The organism is Microlunatus flavus (assembly GCF_900110855.1).
Classification (GTDB): Bacteria; Actinomycetota; Actinomycetes; order Propionibacteriales; family Propionibacteriaceae; genus Microlunatus; species Microlunatus flavus.
Genome location: NZ_FOFA01000003.1, coordinates 509,893 through 529,837, shown reverse-complemented (window position 1 = coordinate 529,837; position 19,945 = coordinate 509,893). Strand labels below are relative to the sequence as shown.

Sequence of the window (19,945 nt, the reverse complement as noted above, 5' to 3'; positions counted from 1 at the left end):
GGACCACGATGGCGACCGCGCAGGACGTGCGTCCCGAGCAGCAGGGCTCCAAGCTGCGCCAGAGCATCACCGGCCCGCTGCTCTACCTCTTCATCCTCGGCGACGTCCTCGGCGCCGGCGTCTACGCGCTCATGGGCGTGCTGGCCCAGGAGGTCGGCGGCGCGCTGTGGGCGCCGCTGGCGGTCGCGCTGCTGCTCGCGCTGCTGACGGCCGGCTCGTACGCCGAGCTCGTCACGAAGTACCCGCGGGCCGGCGGCGCCGCGATCTTCGCGGAGCGTGCCTTCCGCAACGACCTCATCGCCTTCCTCGTCGGCTTCAGCATGCTGGCCGCCGGCGTCACGAGCGCCGCCGGCCTGGCGCTCGCCTTCGCCGGGGACTACCTCGGCACGTTCGTCGACGTCCCCGCCGTCCCGGCCGCCGTCGTCTTCCTCGCCCTCGTCGCCGCGCTCAACGCCCGCGGCATCAGCGAGTCGCTCAAGAGCAACGTCGTCATGACCGTGGTCGAGGTCAGCGGCCTCGTGATCGTCATCGTCACCGTGGCGATCCTGCTGGGCCGGGGCGGGGGCGAGGTGTCCCGGGTGACCGAGCTGCCCGCGGGGGTGAGCCCGGGCGCTGCGGTCCTCGGGGCCGCCGTCATCGCCTACTACTCCTTCGTCGGTTTCGAGACCTCCGCGAACGTCGCCGAGGAGGTCCGCGAACCCAGCCGCGTCTACCCCCGCGCGCTGTTCGGCGCCCTGCTCACCGCCGGCGTCGTCTACGTGCTCGTCGGGCTCGCCAGCGCGATCGCGCTGCCGACGCAGGACCTGTCGGCCTCCAGCGGCCCCCTGCTCGCCGTCGTCGCTGCGACCGGCGTGGGCGTGCCGGGCTGGGTCTTCAGCCTCATCGCGCTCGTCGCCGTCGCCAACGGGGCGCTGCTGACCATGATCATGGCCAGCCGGGTGACGTACGGGATGGCCGAGCAGGGCCTCCTGCCCCGGGTCCTCGGCCGCGTCCTGCCGGGCCGCAGGACGCCGTGGGTCGCGATCGTCGCGACCACCGTGGTCGCGATGCTGCTGACCCTGGTCGGCGACCTGTCCACCCTGGCGTCGACGGTCGTGCTGCTGCTGCTCTTCGTCTTCATCAGCACCAACCTGGCCGTCCTGGTGCTGCGCCGCGACCGGGTGGAGCACCGGCACTTCCGGGTGCCGGCCTTCGTTCCCGTGCTAGGACTGGCGTCCTGCGTGCTGCTGCTGACGCAGCAGGAGGGACGGGTGTGGGTGTACGGGCTGGGTCTGCTGCTGGTCGGCGTGGTGCTGTACGCGCTGGCCCGCCTCACGCGTCGCCGCTCGTCCGCCGGGACGACCGCCCCGTGAGCCCTGCCCGCTCGGACGCGCCGGTCCACCTGCGCGCGCTCGGCACGGCCGTCCCGGTGACGGTGCTGCGCCAGCCCGACCTGCGCGACCTCCTCGCCGAGCAGCCGGGGCTGAGCCGGCTGGGCCTGCGGCGGCTGCACGCGACGTTCGACGCGTCCGGCATCGAGACCCGCCACACCGTGGTCGACGAGTTCGCGCAGCGTCCTGCCGCCTCCGAGCCGGTGCTCGTGGACGCCACCGCGCGACGCGTGCTGTCGCCCTCGACCGGGACGCGCAACGGCCTGTACGTGCGCCACGCGCCGGGGCTGTTCCTCGACGCGGCCAAGCAGGCGCTGGCCTCCACCGACCTCACGCCTGACGACGTCACCCACGTCGTCACGGTCTCCTGCACCGGCTTCTTCGCCCCCGGCCCGGACCACGTGCTGGTGCGCCAGCTCGGCCTGGCGCCCACGACGCAGCGCTTCCACCTCGGGTTCATGGGCTGCTACGGGGCGTTCCCCGCGCTGCGCCTGGCCGACGCCGTCTGCCGGGCCGACCCGGAGGCCGTCGTCCTCGTCGTGTGCGCCGAGCTCTGCTCGCTGCACCTGCACCTCGGCGACGACCTCGACACGGTCCTGGCCTCGTCGCTGTTCGCGGACGGCGCCGCGGCCGCGGTGCTGAGCGGCCGGCCGCCGGGCCCCGGTGAGGACGTCGTCACCCTCGACGCGCTGGGCACGACGCTCAGCGACGAGGGCGAGGCCGACATGACCTGGTCGATCGGCGACCAGGGCTTCGACATGGTGCTGACCCGCTACGTCCCGCGCATCCTCGGGTCGTCGCTGCCCGCCGCCGTCCCCGCGCTGCTCGGCGACGTCGACCCCGCCGACGTCGACCGGTGGGCGGTCCACCCCGGCGGTCGCAGCGTCCTCGACCACGTCCAGACCGCGCTCGGGCTCGATGACGAGGCGATGGCGGCCTCCCGCGCGGTGCTGCGCCGCTACGGGAACATGTCGAGCGCCACCGTCCTCTTCGTGCTCGCCGACCTCCTCGCGCAGCCGGCAGGCGCGACCGAGCGGCTGGCCGCCATGGCCTTCGGCCCGGGCCTGACCGTGGAGAGCGCGCTCCTCACGCGCAGGATGGGGGCGTGAGCCCACGCAGGAGCGGAGCGTGAGCGCCGCATGAGCCGCTTCGCCCACCGCGACACCGAGGTCGTCGAGCTGATGGACGACCCGGCCTGCGACCTGGCGCTGCTCGAGCGGACGTACGCGCAGTTCCGCGTGGTCAACCGGCTCGTGTCGGGCTGGCGCCGGCTCTGGGCCCGCGAGCTGGCACCCGTGCTCGCGACCAGCCCGCGCCCGAGCCTGCTGGACGTCGGCTTCGGCGGCGGCGACGTCGCCGTGGACCTGGCCGCCTGGGCCCGGCGCGACGGCATCCCCCTCGAGGTGACCGCGGTCGACCCCGACCCGCGGGCGACGGCGTACGTCGCCCGACGGCCGCGGCCCGACGGCGTGACGTTCCGGCAGGCCACCAGCCACGACCTGGTCGAGGAGGGCCGGCGCTTCGACGTGGTCGTCTCCAACCACGTGCTGCACCACCTCGACGACGACGCGCTGCAGCAGCTGCTCGCCGACGGCGAGCGGCTCGCGACCCGGCTCGCCCTCCACAACGACCTGCGCCGCTCGCGGCTGGCGCACGGCGCGTACGGGGTGGCGACCGCGCCGCTCGCGCGGACCTCGTTCCTGCGCACCGACGGGTTGCGCTCGATCCGCCGCAGCCACGCACCGGCCGAGCTCGCCGGCGTGCGACCCGGCTGGCGGGCGGAGCCGTTCCCACCGTTCCGGCTGCTGCTGCGCCACGACGCCCCCGGGGAGGCGGGGTGACGCCGCGGCCCGTCGTGCTGTTCACAGCGGCCACCACCGCCTACGCGGCCAACGTCGCGCTCGGGTCCGCCGTCGCGCTGCGCCTCGTCGACACCCGACGGTTCCGCTGGGTGCACCACGCGCTCTACGTCAGCACCTGCGTGCTGGCGGGCGGCGCCGCCAGCAGCCTGCTGTGGAGCCGCAGCCGGGCGGGCCTGGCCCTGCTGCCCGCCGCCCTGCCGCTGACCGCCGTGGCCCACGTCAGCGCCCGGTCCCGCCGCCACCCCCTGGTCGCCCTCAGCGCGGCGCCCTTCTTCGCCGCCAGCCTCCGCCGAGCCCTGCAGGAGCAGCATGGAGTTCCTTGACGTCGTCCGCCGCCGCAAGACCACGAACGGGCCGTTCCGTCCCGACCCGGTCAGCGAGGAGCACCAGCGGCTGCTCATGGAGGTGGCCGGCCGGGCGCCCTCGCAGCTGAACAGCCAGCCCTGGCGCTTCGTCCTGGTCGACGACCGGTCGGTGATCGACCAGGTCGCCGAGATCAGCGGGTCGAGCATGACCACGGCCATGTCGAACGGCACCTTCTTCGAGCGCTACAAGCCCTACTTCCGCTTCTCCGCCGCCGAGATGGCGCAGAAGCGCAGCGGAATGCTCTTCGACAAGCTGCCGGCGCCGCTGCGACCGTTCACCAAGCAGGTCTTCACCGCCCGCGGGCAGAAGATCATGAACCAGCTGCGGGTCCCGCAGACCCTCGGCTCGGAGAACCGCAAGCTGGTCGCCGGCTCGCCGCTGCTGCTCGGCGTGATGCTCGACCGGGCCGAGTACCGCCCGGGCCAGCTGTCGAGCTTCTACTCGCTGTTCAGCATGGGCGCGGCGATGGAGAACGTCTGGCTGACCACCGTCGAGATCGGGATGGGCATCCAGTTCGTCTCGTTCCCCATGGAGGTCGAGGGGCAGTGGGACCGCCTCGTCGAGCTGTTCGCCGTGCCCGACGACCTGGAGCTGATGGCGGTCTACCGGCTCGGATACCTGCCCGAGCAGTCGTCGCGCCCGGCGATCGACTGGTCCAGCCACGAGCGCCGGCTGCCGTCGCAGTACGTGTTCCGCAACTCGTGCCGCACGCCGCAGGCCGGCTGGGACGGCGAGGGCTGAGCTCCCACCGGTCGCAGCCGGTCCACCGCTCCGGGCGTCAGGGGGTTCCCGACACCACCCACTGCGTGGTCTTCGACCCGCTGCCCGCGAAACCGAACCCGCTGAAGTCCGGTCCGTCGAACGTGCCGGAGATCCCCATCGACGTCTTGTCGACCTTGGCGACCGTGTAGAAGTAGCTGGTGCCGAAGTAGCCGCTGTTCTTGAGCGCGTTCGTCACGTTCTTGCCCTTGCGGCCGGTGACGGTGACCTGGCCGCCGGAGATGCGGTTGTTGGCGTCGTAGGCGATGGTCAGCGAGCCGCTGTACTCGAAGGGGCGGTTGACCGGGCCCGAGCGTTCCGTCAGCACGATGCTGTACGTGGCCGTCTTCACGGAGTGCTTGGCCGCCGCGAGGTAGACGTCCTTGGCCTTGATCCCGAGCTTCGAGGAGACCTTGGTGGCGGTCGCGCTGTAGGAGTCGCCGCCGAAGTAGGTGTCGCCCTTGAAGGTGAACGAGCCGTTCTTGCCCTTCAGGCTGATCGTCGGGGCCGCCGGGTCCGACGCGTCGGCGGCGGCCTTGCTTGGCGACCCGCCGACGTAGTCGACGAACGACCCGCTGTACTTCGTCGTGCTGCCGGGCTTCAGGGACAGCGTGAGGTGGCCGGCGGCGACGAAGTAGGTGCGGAACGTCGGGCTGATCGCGTACGCGTACACGTCGGAGTCGATGGAGGCAGGCGCCTTCCGGGACGCGACGGACGAGCGGGGCGCCGGCCCCTGCGCCACCACGAGACGTTCCGGGTCCGGGCTGCGCGGCGCGGCCTGCGCCGCCGGCGGCACCAGCAGCAGGCTCAGCAGCGCGGCCGGCAAGACGGTCGCCGCGGCCGCGAGGCTCGAGCGGTTTCGGTGGTGCATGGGAGGGCTCCTCGTCGTCGTGGCCCGCGGAGTGCGGACGGCTCGTAGGAGCGGTGCTCGACCCTGCTGATACCGCTGCGCCAGAAATGCTGAGAAGTTTCCTCAGGAACGCAGCCCTCGGCGGGCCACGAACGTCGGCCCGAGGGTCAGCCCGACGAGCACCACGACCACGGCCGCGGCCGCCCACGTCGCGCCGCTCAGGCCCTCGGCGACGTCGAAGATCAGCAGCACGGTGCCGGTCATCACCAGGCCCAGGCCGGTGAGCGCGCAGAGGATCAGCCGGTGCCCGACCTGCACCACCTGGTGCTTGGCGTGCCGGCGGAACAGCCGCCGGTGCAGCACCACGGGGGACAGGGCCAGCGCCGTCGTCAGGGTCGAGAGCAGCACGAGCGCGAGGTAGACGTCGTGCTGGAAGGTCGACAGCGTGGCGAAGCGCGGCTGGAAGGCGATCGTCAGCAGGAAGCCGCTGAGGATCTGCGTCCCGGTCTGCACGATCCGGGTCTCCTGGAGCAGCTCGTTCCAGTTCCGGTCGCTGCGCTCGTTGTCGCTCTCGTCGCGCCCGTCCAGCGCGTCGACGTCGTCGTCGCTCGGCACCTCGCCGTCGTCCTCCCTGCGTCCGTGGCGGTCCGCCCCCGCCCGCCGTGCGCTCCCAGACCTATCAGGTCCGAGCGCCGTACGGTGGCCGCTCGGTCGACGGGGAGGTGCGTGGTGCGAGGACGTGCGGGGCTGCTGGCGAGGGCCTGGGCGCAGGGAGCGGTCTCCGGGCTCGCCGGCGTCGCCGTGATGACCGTGGGGGAGAAGCTCGAGCAGGCGCTGACCCACCGCCCCGACTCCTACGTCCCGGCCCGGGCGCTGCTGACCCTGCTGGGGCGTCACCCCGGCGACGCCGACCAGCCACCGGTCTGGAACCACCTCATGCACTGGGGCACGGGCGCGGCCGTCGGCGGCCTGCGCGGCGTCTGGGCGGTCACCGGCATCCGCGGGCCGGTGGCGAGCGCGTGGCACACGGTCGTCCGGCTGGCCGTCGACCAGACGGTCGAGAACACCACCGGCGTCGGCGCGCCGCCCATGACCTGGCCGGCGCGGGAGCAGGCGGTCGACGTGCTCCACAAGGCGGTGTACGCGACCGTGACCGGCCTGGTCGCCGACCGCTGGATCTCGCCCGCGCTGCGCCCGACCCGGGGCCGTACGAGCCACTGAGGGTTCCCGAGCCGGCCGACCTCGGCCGCCGTACTCGCCCGCCGTCCGCCGTCCGCCGCCTCGGGTTTTTCAGGATCACGGGAAATGCCGATGCTCCGCCCAGCAGATCTGCTCCGGGGAAGCCGCAGGTTCCTGGGTGCACCGCGGAGCTCCACGTGGATGTGAGCGACCTGGGCGAAGCCGCTCGTCGGGAGGACCTGCGCTCGACGCGAGCCCGGCGGGCGCGGAGCAGGAGCAAGAAGAAGCGGGACGAGGGGATGCTCGGGGGTTCATCTCCTCGTCCCGCACCGCACACGCTAGAGGACGGCGAGGCCCCCGTCGCGTCGTGGCCGTGTCAGGTTCCGGACGTGTCCTGTTGCTGACATCCGGCCGTCGAACCCTGGCCCCGCGTCCGGTTCCCGCCGTAACGTCAAGGCACAGACCAGTCCGGCTCGTCCGACGATCGGGGGATCGCCGAGCCTGCTGGCCGGAGCCGGTCGACCCATGGTCGGCCGGCTCCAACCACGTCTCAGGCCTTGAAGCCCTCCGGCGACCGCGACACGTCGGCGCCCTGGCGCAGCGCCTGCGGGATCTCGGCCACGGCATCGACCGCGGCGAGCAGCGCGGCCCGCTGGTCCGGCCCGGCGGGGATGTCGAGGTCGACCGCGTACGTGATCCCCGTCGAGCGCCAGCTCCCGGGATCGAAGCCGCCGTTCGCCCGCACCCGCACCCCGTCGACGACGACACCCAGCCTCGCCGCCTCGCGGTAGACGTCGTTGAGCACGCAGCCCGCGACCGCGAGGTGGAGCAGGTGCGCCCCCGTGAACGGGGCCTCGACCGTCACGCCCTCGTCGGTCCAGCGGTGCGGCACGTGCACCGCGGTTCCGCTCTCGCTGCGCCACGAACCGGCCGCCGCCACCACCGAGAAGTCGTCCACCCGCCGATCCTCCCGCCGGTCCCCCGGGTGGGTCGAGCGAGATCGCCCGCGGAACCTGCACATGGCGGGCCGCCGTACGGGTAAAGCGCTCCTGCTGTCACCCCACCACCACCCCCCGAGGAGCGGCGACGATGCCCACCACACCCCCACAGCGCGACCTCAGCGCCGACCCACGACCCCGTACAGGCCGCGTCCGTCGCCGTGCCGCCGCGCTGGTCGGCGCCCTGGCCCTCAGCGCCCTGGTCACCTCGAGCCTGGTCGCGCCGGCCGACGCCACGCCCGTGCAGCCGGCCGCACCCGTGCGGCCCAGCGGGCCGGCGCACCCGAGCGCACCAGCCGGCCCGAGCCCGGCCGCGAAGGGCCCCGACCTCGGCGCGAACGTCACCCTCGTGACGCCCGACCAGCCGCAGGACGAGGTCCAGGCGCGGCTCGACGCCATCGCCGCCCGCCAGATCGGCAACCAGTTCGGTCCCGAGCGCGACGCGATCCTCTTCGCGCCCGGGACGTACGGCTCGGCGGACAAGCCGCTGGCCTTCCAGGTCGGCTACTACACCGAGGTGGCCGGGCTGGGGCGAGACCCCGGCGACGTGGTCATCAACGGCACGATCAACGTCGCCAACCAGTGCGACGCGGCCAGCGGCTGCATCGCGCTGAACAACTTCTGGCGCTCGCTGTCCAACCTCACGATCAACCCGGCCGGCGGCACGAGCTGCACCCCGGGCACCGAGTTCTGGGCCGTGTCCCAGGCCGCGCCCATGCGGCGCGTGGACGTCACCGGCGCCACGACCCTCATGGACTACTGCACCGGCCCCTCGTACGCCAGCGGCGGGTTCATTGCCGACTCCCGGCTCGGCGCGGTGACCAACGGGTCGCAGCAGCAGTGGCTGACCCGGAACAGCACCGTCGGCACCTGGTCGAACGCCGTGTGGAACCAGACGTTCGCGGGCGTGCAGGGCGCGCCGGCGCAGTCGTTCCCCGACCCGCAGTACACGACGCTGCCGACCACGCCGGTCAGCAAGGAGAAGCCCTACCTCTACCTCGACGCGCGCGGTCGCTACCGCGTGTTCGTCCCGAAGGTGCAGCGCGACAGCACGGGCATCACGTGGGCGAACGGCTCGACGCCCGGCACCTCGCTGCCGATCTCGCGGTTCTTCGTCGCGCGGCCGGGTGACTCGGCCAAGAAGATCGAGCGCCAGCTGGCCAAGGGCAGGAACCTGCTCTTCACCCCGGGCGTCTACGGCATCGACCGCACCCTGCACGTGCGCCGCGCCGGCACCGTCGTGCTCGGCCTCGGCCTGGCGACGCTGACCGCCGAGAAGGGCGTGACCCCGCTCGAGGTCGCCGACGTGGCCGGCGTCGACGTCGCCGGCCTGACCATCGACGCGGGCGCCAAGAGCTCCAAGGCGCTCCTCGTGCTCGGCCAGGGCCACCGCAAGGGCCCGAAGGGGTCGACGAAGCGCAACCCCACCGCCGTGCAGGACGTCTTCTTCCGCATCGGCGGGCCGCACGTCGGCAGGGCGCGGACCAGCCTGGTCGTGAACAGCGACCACGTCGTCCTCGACGACATCTGGGCCTGGCGGGCCGACCACGGCGAGGGCGTCGGCTGGACGGTGAACACCGCGGCCACCGGTGTGGTGGTGAAGGGCGACGACGTCACCGCGACCGGTCTGTTCGTCGAGCACTACCAGCGCTACAACGTGGTCTGGACCGGCGAGCGCGGGCGGACGATCTTCTTCCAGAACGAGCTGCCGTACGACGCGCCCGACCAGGCGGCGTGGCGCCACGGGAGCACGCTCGGCTGGGCGGCGTACAAGGTCGGCGACAAGGTCAGGCACCACGACCTGTGGGCGGGCGGCTCCTACATCTACACCAACGTCGACCCGACGCTGCACCTCACGCAGTCCTTCGAGGTGCCCGAGAACGGCGGCGTGCGGCTGCGCGACCTCGTCATCGTCAGCCTCAACCAGGCCGGCACCATCGACCACGTGGTCAACGGCGTCGGCCCGTCGGTGGCGCCCAACCCCTTGGGTGGCAGCAGCATCGCCTACCTGAGGTGCTTCCCGGTCTGCTGACGACCGGTCCGCCGACGTTGCTCACGTCCGCCCGGCGTCCCGCACGAGGGCGCGCCGGGTCGGTCCCGGCCGACATGGTTGGGTGGGGCTATGGATTTCCGCTACCTGGGCAACTCCGGCCTCAAGATCTCCGAGGTCACCTACGGCAACTGGCTGACCCACGGTTCGCAGGTGGAGAACGAGCAGGCGCAGGCCTGCGTCCGCGCCGCGCTCGACAACGGCATCACCACGTTCGACACCGCGGACGTCTACGCCAACACCAAGGCCGAGACCGTGCTCGGCGAGGCGCTGAAGGGCGAGCGGCGCGAGTCGTTGGAGATCTTCACCAAGGTGTTCGGCCCGATCGGGCCCAAGGGCCACAACGACCTCGGCCTGTCGCGCAAGCACATCATGGAGGCCGCGAACGGCTCGCTGCAGCGCCTCCAGACCGACTACATCGACCTCTACCAGGCGCACCGCTACGACGTGGAGACGCCGCTGGAGGAGACGATGCAGGCGTTCGCCGACCTCGTCCGGGCCGGCAAGGTCCTCTACGTCGGCGTCAGCGAGTGGACGGCGCAGCAGCTGCGCGACGGCGCGGCGCTGGCTCGTGAGCTGGGGTTCCAGCTGATCAGCAACCAGCCGCAGTACTCGATGCTGTGGCGCGTGATCGAGGGCGAGGTCGTGCCGACCTCGAAGGAGCTGGGCATCTCCCAGGTCGTCTGGTCGCCGATCGCGCAGGGCGTCCTGACCGGCAAGTACAAGCCCGGCCAGCCGCTGCCCGAGGGCTCGCGCGCCACCGACGAGAAGGGCGGCGCGAACATGATCGCCCGCTGGATGCGCGACGACGTCCTCGAGCGCGTCCAGCAGCTCGTCCCGCTGGCGCAGGAGGCCGGCCTGTCCATGGCCGCGCTCGCCGTCGCCTGGACCCTGCAGAACGACAACGTCGCCACCGCGATCATCGGTGCCTCGCGCCCCGAGCAGGTCACCGACAACGCCGCGGCCGCCGGCGTCACCCTCGACGCCGACCTGCTCGCCAAGGTCGACGAGATCCTCGACCCGGTCATCGAGCGCGACCCGGCGAAGACGGCCGAGAGCTCGCCGAAGACGCGCGAGGCGTGACCTTCACGATCGTCGCCGCCGACCCCGGCACGGGCCTCGTCGGCCTCTGCCAGGGCACGAGCGCGATGGGGGTGGCCTCGCGCTGCACCCACGTCCGCTCGGGGGTGGCGGCCGTCGCCTCGCAGAGCCACAGCGACTGGCGCATCGGCCGGCGCGCGCTCGACCTCGTCGGCAGCTGGCTCGAGCCGGACGCCACCCTCCGCGCGCTCGCGACCACGGACGCGCACTTCGGCCACCGCCAGGTGGGCGTCGTCACGCCCGACGGCCGGGTCGGCGCCCACACCGGGCCGAGCTGCGGGCCGTACGCCGCCCACCGGACCGGGGACGCGTACGCCGTGCTGGGCAACCTGCTCGTCGGCCAGGGCGTGCTCGACGCGATGGCCGAGCGCTACGAGGCCAGCCGGGCGAGCGGGGCGGAGGGCGTGACGGCCGAGATCTTCGCCGACCGCCTGCTGGGCGCCGTCGAGGCCGGCCTGGCCGCGGGTGGTGAGGGCGTGACGCACCTGTCCTCCACCGTCGTCGTCGCCGGTCCGGCGTCCCCGCGTCCGCTGCTCGACCTGCGGGTCGACGTCGCACCGGTGGGCGGTGACGCGATCCCCGAGCTGCGGCGCATCGTCGAGCAGTTCGCGCCGTTCGTGGACTACTACGCCGACTACTGGCTCGACCACCCCGACGTCACTCCGGAGCAGTGGCGCGAGCAGGGGAGCCCCACGACCCGCTGAGCGGGCGGGCCGTCAGCGCGACGGGCGACCCTCGGCCTGCGTCGCGGCCTCCACGTCGTCGACGCTGTCGCCGGTGACGTCCCGGGCGCGGGTGTCGAGCAGGTGGGCACCCCCGACCGGGTCGGTCGACCACCGTTCGAGGTCCCACCCGCGGCCCGGCCGGTGCTCCAGGACGGCCATGCCGGTGTTCGCGACGTGCAGCTGCTCGGCCCGTTCGAGCGCCATCCGGGTCGCCAGCGCCGTCCAGACGCGGATCGCGGCGCCGTGGCTGAAGACGGCGACCGTACGACCGCTGTGCCGCTCGGCGATCGCGGTGAGCGCGCCGTCGTAGCGCGCCCAGAACGCGTGCCCGTCCGCGCCGCCGGGCATGCGCCGGTCGAGGTCGCCCCCCATCCAGGCGACGAGGCAGTCGACGTAGCCGCGGACGGCCACCTCGTCGGCGCGCAGCTCGAGGTCGCCGGCGCGGACCTCGGCCAGCCCGGGCCGGATGCCGACGCGAAGCCCGCGGGCGGCGCGGAGCGGTTCCGCGGTCCGGCGGGTCCGGGTCAGGTTGGAGGCGTAGACGGCGGTGACGTCCTCGTCCTCGAGCGCCGCGGGGACGGCGGCGGCCTGCGCCCGTCCGAGGTCGGTCAGGGGTTCGCCCGGGAACGCGGTGTCGAGCGCCCCGCGCACGTTCGCCGTGGTCTGGCCGTGGCGGATCAGGAGCAGGCGCACGAGGGTCCTCGTTCGGTCGGGGTCGCGGGGCGGCCCGGGGTCGGTTGGGTCGTGGGGTTCAGGCGCGGTGCGGGCGACGGCGGACGGCGGGCTGCAGGGTGGCGTCCCCGGCGAGCAGCTCGCGGGCCGCGTCGGCGTCGGTCACCACGCTGGTGACCACCCGTCCGCGCAGGACGCTGCGCAGCGCGGCCGCCTTCGTCGGGCCACCGGCGACGGCGACGACCTCGGGCACCCGGACCAGCTCGGCGTGGGAGATGCCGATGCGGCGCTGGTCGAGGGCGGTGGTCAGCGGACGGCCGTCGGGGTCGTAGAGCACCGCGCACATCTCGGCGGCGACGCTGTGGCGCCGCAGCGCGGCGTGGTCGCGCGGCTCGAGCACGGGGTAGAGCTGGGAGCCGTCGGCGTCCCAGCTGCCGACCGCCACGACGGCGACGCTGACGCGACGCCACTGCGCCATCGTCGCCTTGATCGAGGGCTGCCGGGCCAGGCCAGCGGCCGTCTGGGCGTCCGGGACGACGAGCGGGGCGTAGAGGGGGTGGTGCGCCCCGTGGGAGGCGGAGAGCAGCTGGCGCACCAGGTCGGCGTTGTTGGTGGCGACGGACCCGGCGATGCCCGTGAGCTGGACGATCTCGCAGGCGGGGAGGTCGTGCACCGCGTCGACCATGGCCGACAGGGTCCGGCCCCAGCCGACGCCGAGGACGTCGTCGGCCGTCACGAGCTCGGCGAGCAGGTCGGCGGCGGCGCTCCCGAGGGCGGGCCGCAGGGCCTCGGGGCCGCGGAAGGGCCCGTTGACCACGACGGCCCGGTGCAGCTGGTAGCGCTCCCGGAGCTGCTCGGCGAGCTCGGTGTCGCTGGAGCCCACGTCAGCGATCTCGATGCGCACCAGGCCGCTGGCCAGCGACTCCTCGAGGATCCGGGCGACCTTGAAGCGCGACAGGTCGTGCTGCTTGGCGATCTCGACCTTGGAACGGCCCTCGAGGTAGTACGCGCGGGCGATCGCCACGGCGAGCCGGGTCGACGACGGTCCCGCCGTGGCGCGTCCTGCCCCCTCGGCCGGGCTGGCGTCCCCGGAGGCCGCGGCACGGCCGCCGGGGACGCCGGTCACGCTACTTCCCACCCGCCCGCGGGTAGACGATCGACTTGAGGCTCTGCGGGTCGAGGTCGGACTCGAGGGCGTCCCCGGCGTGCTCGAGGTCGAACTTGCCCGTGACGAGCGAGTCGAGCTCGATCTGCCCGGTCGAGACGAGGTGGATGGCGGCCGGCCAGGTGTCGGTGTAGCGGAAGATGCCGGTCACGCTCACCTCCTTGTTCTGGATGTGCTCGACGGGCAGGACCATCTCGGCGTTGCCGAGCCCGACGAGCACGGCGGTCCCGGCCGGGCGGACGGCCTGGATGCCGGAGAACACCGCACGGGCCGCGCCGCTGGCGTCGACGAACGCGTTCACGTCGAGCCCTGCGGTCGCGACGTCGGTCTCGGTCGGGTCGATGACGCGGGTGGCGCCGTAGCGCAGCGCACGCTCGCGGCGCTCCGGGACGAGGTCGGTGACGATGATCTCGGCCGCGCCGAAGGCCTTCGCGGTCTGGGCGCAGATGATGCCGATCGGCCCCGCCCCGGCGATCAGGATGCTCGAGCCGGGGACGACGCCCGCCTTGCGCATGGTGGTGATGGCCACCGACAGCGGCTCCAGGAGCGCCGCCGCCTCGTCCGACATGGAGTCGGGGACCTTGTGGGCGAACTCGGTGCGGATGACGGCGTACTCGGCGAACGAGCCGTCGATCGGCGGCGTCGCGTAGAACTCCATGTACGGGCAGAGGTTGTAGCGCCCGGCCATGCACTCGCGGCAGCGGCGGCAGTTGCGCTGCGGCTCGATCGCCACGCGCTCCCCGATGCGCGAGTCCGGCACGTCGGCGCCGACCGCGACGATCGTCCCCGAGCACTCGTGGCCGAGGATCATGGGCGCCTTGACGACGAACCCGCCGGCCTCGCCGTGGCGGTAGTAGTGCGTGTCGGACCCGCACACCCCGACGGCGGAGATCTTGATGAGGACCTCGTCGGCCTCGAAGGAGGGGACGGGGACCTGCTCCACGGTGAGGGCCTTGGCGCCGGTGAGGACGCTCGCGGTCATCTCCCGGGGGAGCTCGGTGGTGACGGTCATGCGGATCGCCTTTCGGTCGCGGGTCGTGCGGGCCGCGCCCCGGGTCCGGGCGCCGCCTCTCACATGAGACGACCCAGTGTCTCAGGTGAGCAACGGCGCGCGCCACCCGGTGCGTACGGCCCGTACGCCGGGGCGGCGTCGGCGCCCAGGGACGTCAGGGCTGCAGCAGCTCGAGGTCCTCGAGCTGGCCCGGGTGCACGGGCGTCCAGCCGAGCGCCTGGCGGGTGTGCGCGCTCGACGACGGCTGGTCCATCGCGAAGATCGGCCCGAAGGTCCCGAAGTGCTCGACCGGCCGGGGCTCGACGGGCAGGCCCAGGCGCCGGCCGATGACGGCGGCGATGTCGCGCACGGCGTCCCCCTCGTCGCCGACCGCGTGCCAGGCCGTGCCCGCCGGAGCGGACTCCAGCGCGAGGCGGAACAGCGACGCGGCGTCCGCGGCGTGCACCGCCGGCCAGCGCTGGGTGCCGTCGCCGGGGTAGGCGGACACGCCGGTCCGCCGGGCGAGGTCGGTGAGCAGCCCTGCGAACCCGCCCTCGCCGTGGTCGTGCACGGTGCGCGGCATGCGCACGGCGCTCGACCGGACGCCGCGCTCGGCGAGGGCGAGCGCCGCCCCGACGGAGCGGGCCCGGTCGTCCAGCCCGGAGCCGGTCGGCAGCGGGTCCGCCTCGGTGGAGAGCCGGCCCGGGATCCACGGCGTCCCCGACACCACGACGTACGGGCGGTCCGACCCGACGAGCGCCTCACCGAGCGCGGCCATGGCCGCGCCCTCCTCGGCCATGGAACGGGCCACGGCCTCCGGGCTGCCGTAGTCGCGCCCGAACGCGAGGCTCACGACGCCCTCCGAGCCCGCCGCCCCGCGCGCCAGCAGGTCGGTGTCGGCGAGGTCGCCGCGGAGCACCTCGGCCCCCGCGGCCTCGAGGGTCGCCGCCGACCGGTCGGACCGGGCGAGGGCGAGGACGGTGTGGTCGTGGTCGAGCAGCTCGCGGACGACGGCCGAGCCGATGGTCCCCGTGCCGCCGGTGACGAAGACGTGCATGATGCTCCTGGTGTAGTGAAGGGACTGATGTCCCATCACCGTAGCACCGTCATGCGACAGGTGTCGCATCACACTCGAGGCCCCTAGGATCGACGCATGGGGCGGTGGGAGCCGGGCGCACGCGAGCGCCTCGTGGTGGCGGCCGTCGACCTGTTCACCGAGCAGGGCTACGACGAGACCACGGTGGCGCAGATCGCCGAGCGCGCCGGGCTGACCCGGAGCACGTTCTTCCGCCACTTCGGCGACAAGCGCGAGCTCCTGGTGGCGGGGCAGCAGACCTTGAGCACCCTGCTGGCCGAGGGCGTGGCCGAGGCACCCGGGGGCGCGACCCCCCTCGAGGCGGTCGCCGCCGGGCTGGAGCGGGCCTCGACCGCGATGGGTCCGGCGAACCGTGAGCTGGGGCCCCGGATCAAGGCCGCGGTCGACGCCAGCACCGAGCTGCAGGAGCGCGACGCGCTCAAGAGCGTCGGCATGGCCGCGGCTATGACCGACGCCCTGGTGGGCCGGGGTGTGCCGGCCCCCACCGCGCGGGTCGCGGCCGAGCTGGGCGTGCTCGCGTTCAAGCAGGGCTTCGCCGACTGGTCGGAGGACGGTTCGGCGGACGGGCCCGGCCTGGCCGCGCGGTCGCTGGCCGCGCTGGACGACCTCCGCTCGGCGACCGCCACGCTGCGCTGACGCCGACCGCGTCCCGGCCGGGCCTCACCGCGTCAGCCGCACCCCGGCGTACGCGGTGCCCAGCACCAGCACCCACGAGACCAGCCCCAGCAGCAGCGCCCGGCCGCCGGTGCGGCGCAGGGTGGCGAACCGGATCGTGGTGCCCAGCCCGAACAGCGCCGCGACGAGCAGCACCTGCTGCACCTGCGACGCCGCCTGGAGCACGGAGGCCGGCAGCACCCCGGTGCTGCGCAGCGCCACCGCGAGCAGGAAGGCGACGACGAAGGCCGGGACCAGCGGGGGGCGCACGCCGCTCGGGGCGCCCGGCGTCGCGCCGCCCCGGCGCGCCCCTCGCCGCCGCAGCACCACGGCGGTGCCGGCGACCAGCGGGGCCAGCAGGACCACCCGGGTCAGCTTGACCAGCACCGCGTCGGGCAGGGCCCCGGGCACCCGGCTCGCGGTGGCCACGGTCTGGCCGACGTCGTGCACGCTGGCGCCGACCCAGGCGCCGAACCCGGACGGGTCCAGCCCGAGCGGACCGCGCAGCGGGGGCAGCAGCAGGATCGCCAGGCTGCCGCACAGGGTCACCAGCGCCACGGCCACCGCGGTGTCGTCCTCGTCGGCGTCGACCGTCTCGCGCATGGCCGCCACCGCGGAGGCGCCGCAGATCGAGAACCCCGTCGCCACCAGCAGCGCCCGCGTGGCGGGGACGCGCAGCAGCCGGCCGAGCAGCAGCGTCCCGCTGAACGTGACCGCCACCGTGGTGAGGACCACCAGCAGGCCCGACCACCCCAGGCCCACCAGGGTGGGCAGCGCGAGGTCGAGGCCGAGGAGCACGACGGCGAGGCGGAGCAGCCGGTGGGACGCGAGGTGGGTGCCGTGGTAGAGCACCGGGCGGTGCAGGCCCAGGTTGGTCACGAGCACGCCGAGCACCACGGCCACCGTCGAGGCGTTCACGGCCGGGACGAGGTGCGCCACCAGGAGGGCGAGGGCCGTGGCGCCGGCGACGACCGCGAGCCCCGGCCAAGCCGGCGTGCCCGGGCGGCGGCGCAGGTGCCGCGGGTCGAGCGGTGCGAGGTCGCAGTCCGGACGGCACCGGCTGCGCCACGCCCGGTGCGCGCTGCCGCCGGGAGCCGTGGCCGGACCGTCGGGCAGGAGGTGCGTCGTCACGTCCTCCAGCGTGGTCGCCGCGAGATCCGCCCGGTAGCCGCGGAGCGGCTATCGAACCATAGGCTCACCTGATGGCTGCCCATAGGAGGTACCGATGGACGTGAGCGTGGACTCGCTCCGGCTGCTCCTGCGCGTGGAGGCGACGGGGAGCCTCGGCCGCGCCGCGGCCGACCACGGGATCAGCCAGCCGGCGGCCTCCGCCCGCGTGCGCGGGCTCGAGGCGTCGCTCGGCGTTCCGCTGCTCACACGGGGGAGCCGCGGCTCGTCGCTCACCGCCGAGGGGATGCAGGTGGCCGGGTGGGCGCGCACCGTGCTCGACGCCGCCGACGCCCTCGAGGCCGGGGTGCTGGCCCTGCGCTCCGAGACCGACCAGCGGCTGCGGGTCAGCGCGAGCCTCACGGTGGCCGAGCTGCTGCTGCCGCGCTGGCTCGTCCGCCTCGCGGTGGAGCGCCCGCAGACGGCCGTGTCGCTGGAGGCGGCCGGGTCGGTCGAGGTCGCGGCGTCGGTCCTGAGCCGCCGGGTCGACCTCGGCTTCGTGGAGGGCCCCACCGTGCCGCCGGGCCTGGACTCGCGCGTCGTCGCCACCGACCGGCTCCTGCTGGTGGTGCCGCCGGCGCACGCCTGGGGCCGGCGGCGGCGACCGGTCGAGGCGGACGAGCTGGCCCGCACGCGGCTGGTGGCCCGCGAGGCGACCTCCGGCACCCGCGGCGTCGCCGAGTCGGCGCTGGCCGCGCTCGGCCCGCCGGTGCCGCCGCTGCTCGAGCTGTCCACCACCCGCGCGGTCCTGGCCGCGGTCGCGGCGGGCGCGGGTCCCGCCCTCGTCAGCGAGCTCGCCGTGGCCGACGACGTCGCCGCCGGGCGGGTGCGCGTCGTGGACGTCAGCGGCGCCACCTTCGCGCGGCGGCTGCGCGCCGTCTGGCCCCGCGGGCAACGGCCCTCGGCCCCGGCCCGCGACCTGCTGGCGATCGCCCGCCGCCGGCCCTGAACCGGGGCCGGCGGGTCCTCAGAACAGGTCGCCGAAGCCCAGCTCCCGCAGGTGGTCCCGGGAGAGCGCGAGGCTGTCGAACGGGTCGCGCCCGTAGGTCTCGTCCTGCTCGACGAAGAGGTAGCGGGCGCCCCCGTCGAGCGCGGCGGGAACGATCGCGGCCCAGTCGAGGGTGCCCTCGCCGACCTCCGCGAACTGCACGACGTCGAGGAAGGCCCGCTGGAAGCCGGCCGCGTCGCCGGCCCGGTCGGCGTCGAACGCCTCCGGCGCGAGCTCGCCGATCCGGTAGTCCTTGAGGTGCACCAGGTCGACCCGCCCGGCGTACGCCTGCAGCGTGCGGACCGGGTCCTTCCCGCCGCGCTGCACCCAGTGCACGTCGACCTCCAGCCGCAGCGTCGGCGCCTCCGCCAGGATCGTGTCGAGCACCGTGACGCCGCCGCGCCGGGCGAGCTCGACGTGGTGGTGGTGGTAGCAGAGCACGAGTCCCTCGTCGGCCAGCCGCTGCGCGGCCTCCTCCGCCTGCCGGCAGAAGTGGAGCAGCGCCTCCTGCGACGCCATCGCCGGGCGCGGCATGATCGCGATCCGCACCAGACCGGCGCCGAGCGTCCGCGCGTCGGCGACGACTTTGGCGTGGTCGTCGAGCAGCGAGTCGTTCGCGCCGGGTCCCAGCCCGGCGGACAGGGCGCCGAACTCGACGCCCAGCTCCTCGCGGGCCCGCCGCATCGCGGCGACGTTCTCGGCCGTCATCGGGATCTGCGACACCTCGACCGCGCGGAACCCGGCCTCGCGGACCCGCTGGAGCACCGCGTACGGGCCGCTGCGGGCGACCTGCTCCTTGAGCATCATCAGCTGGACGCCGATCCGGGCCATGCGGGCTCCTCCTGCGGGGTGCTCGTGCGGCGCCATCAGCTCCACGCCTCCAGCGTGGTGGTGACGGTCGCGTCGGTCTCGGCGGCCTCCGCGATCGCCAGCGCGACCTGCTGGTCGTGCGCCCCCTCGGCGAGGGGGTAGGGCGCGGGGCCCTCGTCGTGCACCCACGCCGCGGTCCGCTCGAGGAGCGTCGCCATCGCGATCTCCTCGTCCATCCAGCGCCGGCCCACGTACGGGTTGCGGTAGAGGACCTCGTCGCCCACGGAGATGTGCTCGGTGTCGTAGCCGATCAGGTCCAGGTCGTGCCCGGTCTGGCGGCGGACCAGGGGAGAGCGCACCAGGGTGCGAGGGCCCGTCATGCGCACCACCTCGTCGTCGTGCAGCTCGCCGGCGCTGCCGCGGACGGTCAGCCGGCGGAATCGCAGCTGGTTGCGCGTCTGCTGCTCGGTGAAGTCGTACACCCCGGAACGGCCCTCACCCAGGTCGAGGGTCGCGATGGTCGTGGTCGTGGGGTGCGCGACCTCGTCGTCGGTCCAGCCGCCGCGGCCGAGCGGGCTGACGAGCGGCGCGGTGAAGCGGGTCGCGCGGACCGCCACCGGCGTCCGGCCGGCACCCAGCAGGCCCCGCACCAGCGAGACGGCGTGGTACTCCTGCGTCGACGACACCTGCACCTGCGTCGGCGTGCCGATGAGCCCGCTGGCGACCAGCGCAGCCCGCGCCGCGTGGGAGGGCATCAGCAGGTACTGCTCGGCGACCTGGACCAGTCCGGAGGCGCCCACGGCCGACCACAGCGCCCGCAGCCCCTCGAGGTCGGCGGCCGGCGGCGTCTCGGCCAGCACGGGCAGGCCCCGGTCGACGGCTTCGACGACGACGCCCGGCGTGACCGGGCGCGGCGTGGCGGTCAGGACGAAGTCCACCGCGACCTCGCGCAGGCAGGCGTCGAGCGACGTGAACACGGGTGCGGGCGACGGCCCGAGACGCGGCCGGGGCGTCACCACGGCCGCGCAGCGGACCGTGCCGAGCTGCCGGGCGACGTCGAGGTACATGCCGGCCCGCCAGCCCCCGCCGACGATCGCGAAGGTGGTCACCGGCGTACGGTAACGCCAGGCTGGAATGCGCTT

Annotated in this window: 21 protein-coding genes; 11 read left to right on the top strand and 10 right to left on the bottom strand. The window is 74.2% G+C overall.

Annotated elements, in window-relative coordinates:
* Positions 1-8: 8 nt before the first annotated feature.
* Genes BMY04_RS10175 through BMY04_RS10155 form a run of 5 tightly spaced genes read left to right on the top strand, consistent with a single transcriptional unit; the run spans position 9 to position 4,339 of the window.
* Positions 9-1,352, top strand: coding sequence for an APC family permease (locus tag BMY04_RS10175; protein ID WP_091179394.1), 1,344 nt, complete (start codon positions 9-11; stop codon positions 1,350-1,352).
* Positions 1,349-2,479 carry a type III polyketide synthase gene (locus tag BMY04_RS10170; RefSeq protein ID WP_091179392.1) on the top strand — a complete coding sequence of 377 codons (1,131 nt, stop codon included), beginning with the start codon at positions 1,349-1,351 and terminating at the stop codon, positions 2,477-2,479. The genes BMY04_RS10175 and BMY04_RS10170 overlap by 4 nt, the downstream gene beginning before the upstream one ends.
* A gap of 30 nt (positions 2,480-2,509) precedes the next feature.
* On the top strand, positions 2,510-3,211 hold the full coding sequence (locus tag BMY04_RS10165) for a class I SAM-dependent methyltransferase (RefSeq protein WP_091179390.1): 702 nt from the start codon (positions 2,510-2,512) through the stop codon (positions 3,209-3,211).
* Entirely contained in the window at positions 3,208-3,555 is a 348-nt protein-coding gene (locus BMY04_RS10160; protein ID WP_198410049.1) for a hypothetical protein, read from the top strand. The genes BMY04_RS10165 and BMY04_RS10160 overlap by 4 nt, the downstream gene beginning before the upstream one ends.
* Complete coding sequence (locus BMY04_RS10155) at positions 3,542-4,339, top strand: nitroreductase family protein (RefSeq protein WP_091179388.1); 798 nt, start codon at positions 3,542-3,544, stop codon at positions 4,337-4,339. The genes BMY04_RS10160 and BMY04_RS10155 overlap by 14 nt, the downstream gene beginning before the upstream one ends.
* 37 nt (positions 4,340-4,376) lie before the next feature.
* Here BMY04_RS10155 and BMY04_RS10150 read toward each other — a convergent pair whose 3' ends face one another.
* Together BMY04_RS10150 and BMY04_RS10145 are read right to left on the bottom strand one after the other, a co-directional pair.
* Positions 4,377-5,228 carry a hypothetical protein gene (locus BMY04_RS10150; protein ID WP_091179386.1) on the bottom strand — a complete coding sequence of 284 codons (852 nt, stop codon included), beginning with the start codon at positions 5,226-5,228 and terminating at the stop codon, positions 4,377-4,379.
* 102 nt (positions 5,229-5,330) lie between these two features.
* Positions 5,331-5,822 (bottom strand): DUF6328 family protein, encoded by a 492-nt coding sequence (locus BMY04_RS10145; protein WP_091179385.1) that lies wholly within the window; start codon positions 5,820-5,822, stop codon positions 5,331-5,333.
* A gap of 111 nt (positions 5,823-5,933) precedes the next feature.
* Between BMY04_RS10145 and BMY04_RS10140 the strand changes: the two genes are divergently transcribed.
* On the top strand, positions 5,934-6,428 hold the full coding sequence (locus BMY04_RS10140) for a hypothetical protein (RefSeq protein ID WP_198410048.1): 495 nt from the start codon (positions 5,934-5,936) through the stop codon (positions 6,426-6,428).
* 508 nt (positions 6,429-6,936) lie between these two features.
* Here BMY04_RS10140 and BMY04_RS10135 read toward each other — a convergent pair.
* Positions 6,937-7,344 carry an OsmC family protein gene (locus tag BMY04_RS10135; RefSeq protein ID WP_232506236.1) on the bottom strand — a complete coding sequence of 136 codons (408 nt, stop codon included), beginning with the start codon at positions 7,342-7,344 and terminating at the stop codon, positions 6,937-6,939.
* 131 nt (positions 7,345-7,475) lie between these two features.
* Between BMY04_RS10135 and BMY04_RS10130 the strand changes: the two genes are divergently transcribed.
* From BMY04_RS10130 to BMY04_RS10120, 3 genes are all read left to right on the top strand, one after another.
* Entirely contained in the window at positions 7,476-9,416 is a 1,941-nt protein-coding gene (locus BMY04_RS10130; RefSeq protein WP_198410047.1) for a hypothetical protein, read from the top strand.
* 90 nt (positions 9,417-9,506) lie between these two features.
* Positions 9,507-10,517 carry an aldo/keto reductase family protein gene (locus BMY04_RS10125; protein ID WP_091179380.1) on the top strand — a complete coding sequence of 337 codons (1,011 nt, stop codon included), beginning with the start codon at positions 9,507-9,509 and terminating at the stop codon, positions 10,515-10,517.
* A complete protein-coding gene (locus BMY04_RS10120) occupies positions 10,514-11,239 on the top strand; it encodes a DUF1028 domain-containing protein (RefSeq protein WP_091179378.1) in 726 nt (241 codons plus the stop codon). Before BMY04_RS10125 ends, BMY04_RS10120 begins: the two co-directional genes overlap by 4 nt.
* Before the next feature lie 12 nt (positions 11,240-11,251).
* On the opposite strand, the gene BMY04_RS10115 is transcribed toward BMY04_RS10120, so the two are convergent.
* The 4 genes from BMY04_RS10115 to BMY04_RS10100 all read right to left on the bottom strand — a co-directional run bounded on the left by BMY04_RS10115 (position 11,252) and on the right by BMY04_RS10100 (position 15,145).
* The gene (locus tag BMY04_RS10115; RefSeq protein ID WP_091179376.1) at positions 11,252-11,953 is read right to left on the bottom strand and encodes a histidine phosphatase family protein; all 702 of its coding nucleotides are present in this window, start codon (positions 11,951-11,953) and stop codon (positions 11,252-11,254) included.
* Positions 11,954-12,011: 58 nt separating this feature from the next.
* The gene (locus BMY04_RS10110) at positions 12,012-13,070 is read right to left on the bottom strand and encodes a sugar-binding transcriptional regulator (protein WP_091179374.1); all 1,059 of its coding nucleotides are present in this window, start codon (positions 13,068-13,070) and stop codon (positions 12,012-12,014) included.
* Positions 13,060-14,109, bottom strand: coding sequence for an NAD(P)-dependent alcohol dehydrogenase (locus tag BMY04_RS10105; protein WP_091179373.1), 1,050 nt, complete (start codon positions 14,107-14,109; stop codon positions 13,060-13,062). Before BMY04_RS10105 ends, BMY04_RS10110 begins: the two co-directional genes overlap by 11 nt.
* A 154-nt stretch (positions 14,110-14,263) precedes the next feature.
* Positions 14,264-15,145: an SDR family oxidoreductase gene (locus BMY04_RS10100; protein WP_091179371.1), complete on the bottom strand. Its 882-nt coding sequence runs from the start codon at positions 15,143-15,145 to the stop codon at positions 14,264-14,266.
* Positions 15,146-15,241: 96 nt separating this feature from the next.
* Between BMY04_RS10100 and BMY04_RS10095 the strand changes: the two genes are divergently transcribed.
* Positions 15,242-15,820, top strand: a complete 579-nt coding sequence (locus BMY04_RS10095) for a TetR/AcrR family transcriptional regulator (RefSeq protein WP_091179369.1) — start codon at positions 15,242-15,244, stop codon at positions 15,818-15,820.
* A 24-nt stretch (positions 15,821-15,844) separates the two neighbouring features.
* Here BMY04_RS10095 and BMY04_RS10090 read toward each other — a convergent pair whose 3' ends face one another.
* The gene (locus BMY04_RS10090) at positions 15,845-16,969 is read right to left on the bottom strand and encodes a YeiH family protein (RefSeq protein WP_198410046.1); all 1,125 of its coding nucleotides are present in this window, start codon (positions 16,967-16,969) and stop codon (positions 15,845-15,847) included.
* Between the two features lie 94 nt (positions 16,970-17,063).
* On the opposite strand from BMY04_RS10090, the gene BMY04_RS10085 reads away from it, so the two are divergent.
* The gene (locus BMY04_RS10085; RefSeq protein WP_091179367.1) at positions 17,064-17,954 is read left to right on the top strand and encodes a LysR substrate-binding domain-containing protein; all 891 of its coding nucleotides are present in this window, start codon (positions 17,064-17,066) and stop codon (positions 17,952-17,954) included.
* Between the two features lie 18 nt (positions 17,955-17,972).
* Here BMY04_RS10085 and BMY04_RS10080 read toward each other — a convergent pair whose 3' ends face one another.
* Positions 17,973-18,860: a sugar phosphate isomerase/epimerase family protein gene (locus tag BMY04_RS10080; RefSeq protein ID WP_232506284.1), complete on the bottom strand. Its 888-nt coding sequence runs from the start codon at positions 18,858-18,860 to the stop codon at positions 17,973-17,975.
* Positions 18,860-19,912, bottom strand: coding sequence for a Gfo/Idh/MocA family protein (locus tag BMY04_RS10075; RefSeq protein ID WP_198410044.1), 1,053 nt, complete (start codon positions 19,910-19,912; stop codon positions 18,860-18,862). The genes BMY04_RS10080 and BMY04_RS10075 overlap by 1 nt, the downstream gene beginning before the upstream one ends.
* Between the last annotated feature and the right edge of the window lie 33 nt (positions 19,913-19,945).

Excerpts from the sequence above, each read along its gene's own strand:
- BMY04_RS10175 (WP_091179394.1), top strand. The coding sequence starts at position 9 with ATGGCGACCGCGCAGGACGTGCGTCCCGAGCAGCAGGGCTCCAAGCTG.
- BMY04_RS10165 (WP_091179390.1), top strand. The coding sequence starts at position 2,510 with ATGAGCCGCTTCGCCCACCGCGACACCGAGGTCGTCGAGCTGATGGAC.
- BMY04_RS10155 (WP_091179388.1), top strand. The coding sequence starts at position 3,542 with ATGGAGTTCCTTGACGTCGTCCGCCGCCGCAAGACCACGAACGGGCCG.
- BMY04_RS10150 (WP_091179386.1), bottom strand. The coding sequence starts at position 5,228 with ATGCACCACCGAAACCGCTCGAGCCTCGCGGCCGCGGCGACCGTCTTG.
- BMY04_RS10130 (WP_198410047.1), top strand. The coding sequence starts at position 7,476 with ATGCCCACCACACCCCCACAGCGCGACCTCAGCGCCGACCCACGACCC.
- BMY04_RS10125 (WP_091179380.1), top strand. The coding sequence starts at position 9,507 with ATGGATTTCCGCTACCTGGGCAACTCCGGCCTCAAGATCTCCGAGGTC.
- BMY04_RS10105 (WP_091179373.1), bottom strand. The coding sequence starts at position 14,109 with ATGACCGTCACCACCGAGCTCCCCCGGGAGATGACCGCGAGCGTCCTC.
- BMY04_RS10100 (WP_091179371.1), bottom strand. The coding sequence starts at position 15,145 with ATGCACGTCTTCGTCACCGGCGGCACGGGGACCATCGGCTCGGCCGTC.
- BMY04_RS10095 (WP_091179369.1), top strand. The coding sequence starts at position 15,242 with ATGGGGCGGTGGGAGCCGGGCGCACGCGAGCGCCTCGTGGTGGCGGCC.
- BMY04_RS10085 (WP_091179367.1), top strand. The coding sequence starts at position 17,064 with ATGGACGTGAGCGTGGACTCGCTCCGGCTGCTCCTGCGCGTGGAGGCG.
- BMY04_RS10080 (WP_232506284.1), bottom strand. The coding sequence starts at position 18,860 with ATGGCGCCGCACGAGCACCCCGCAGGAGGAGCCCGCATGGCCCGGATC.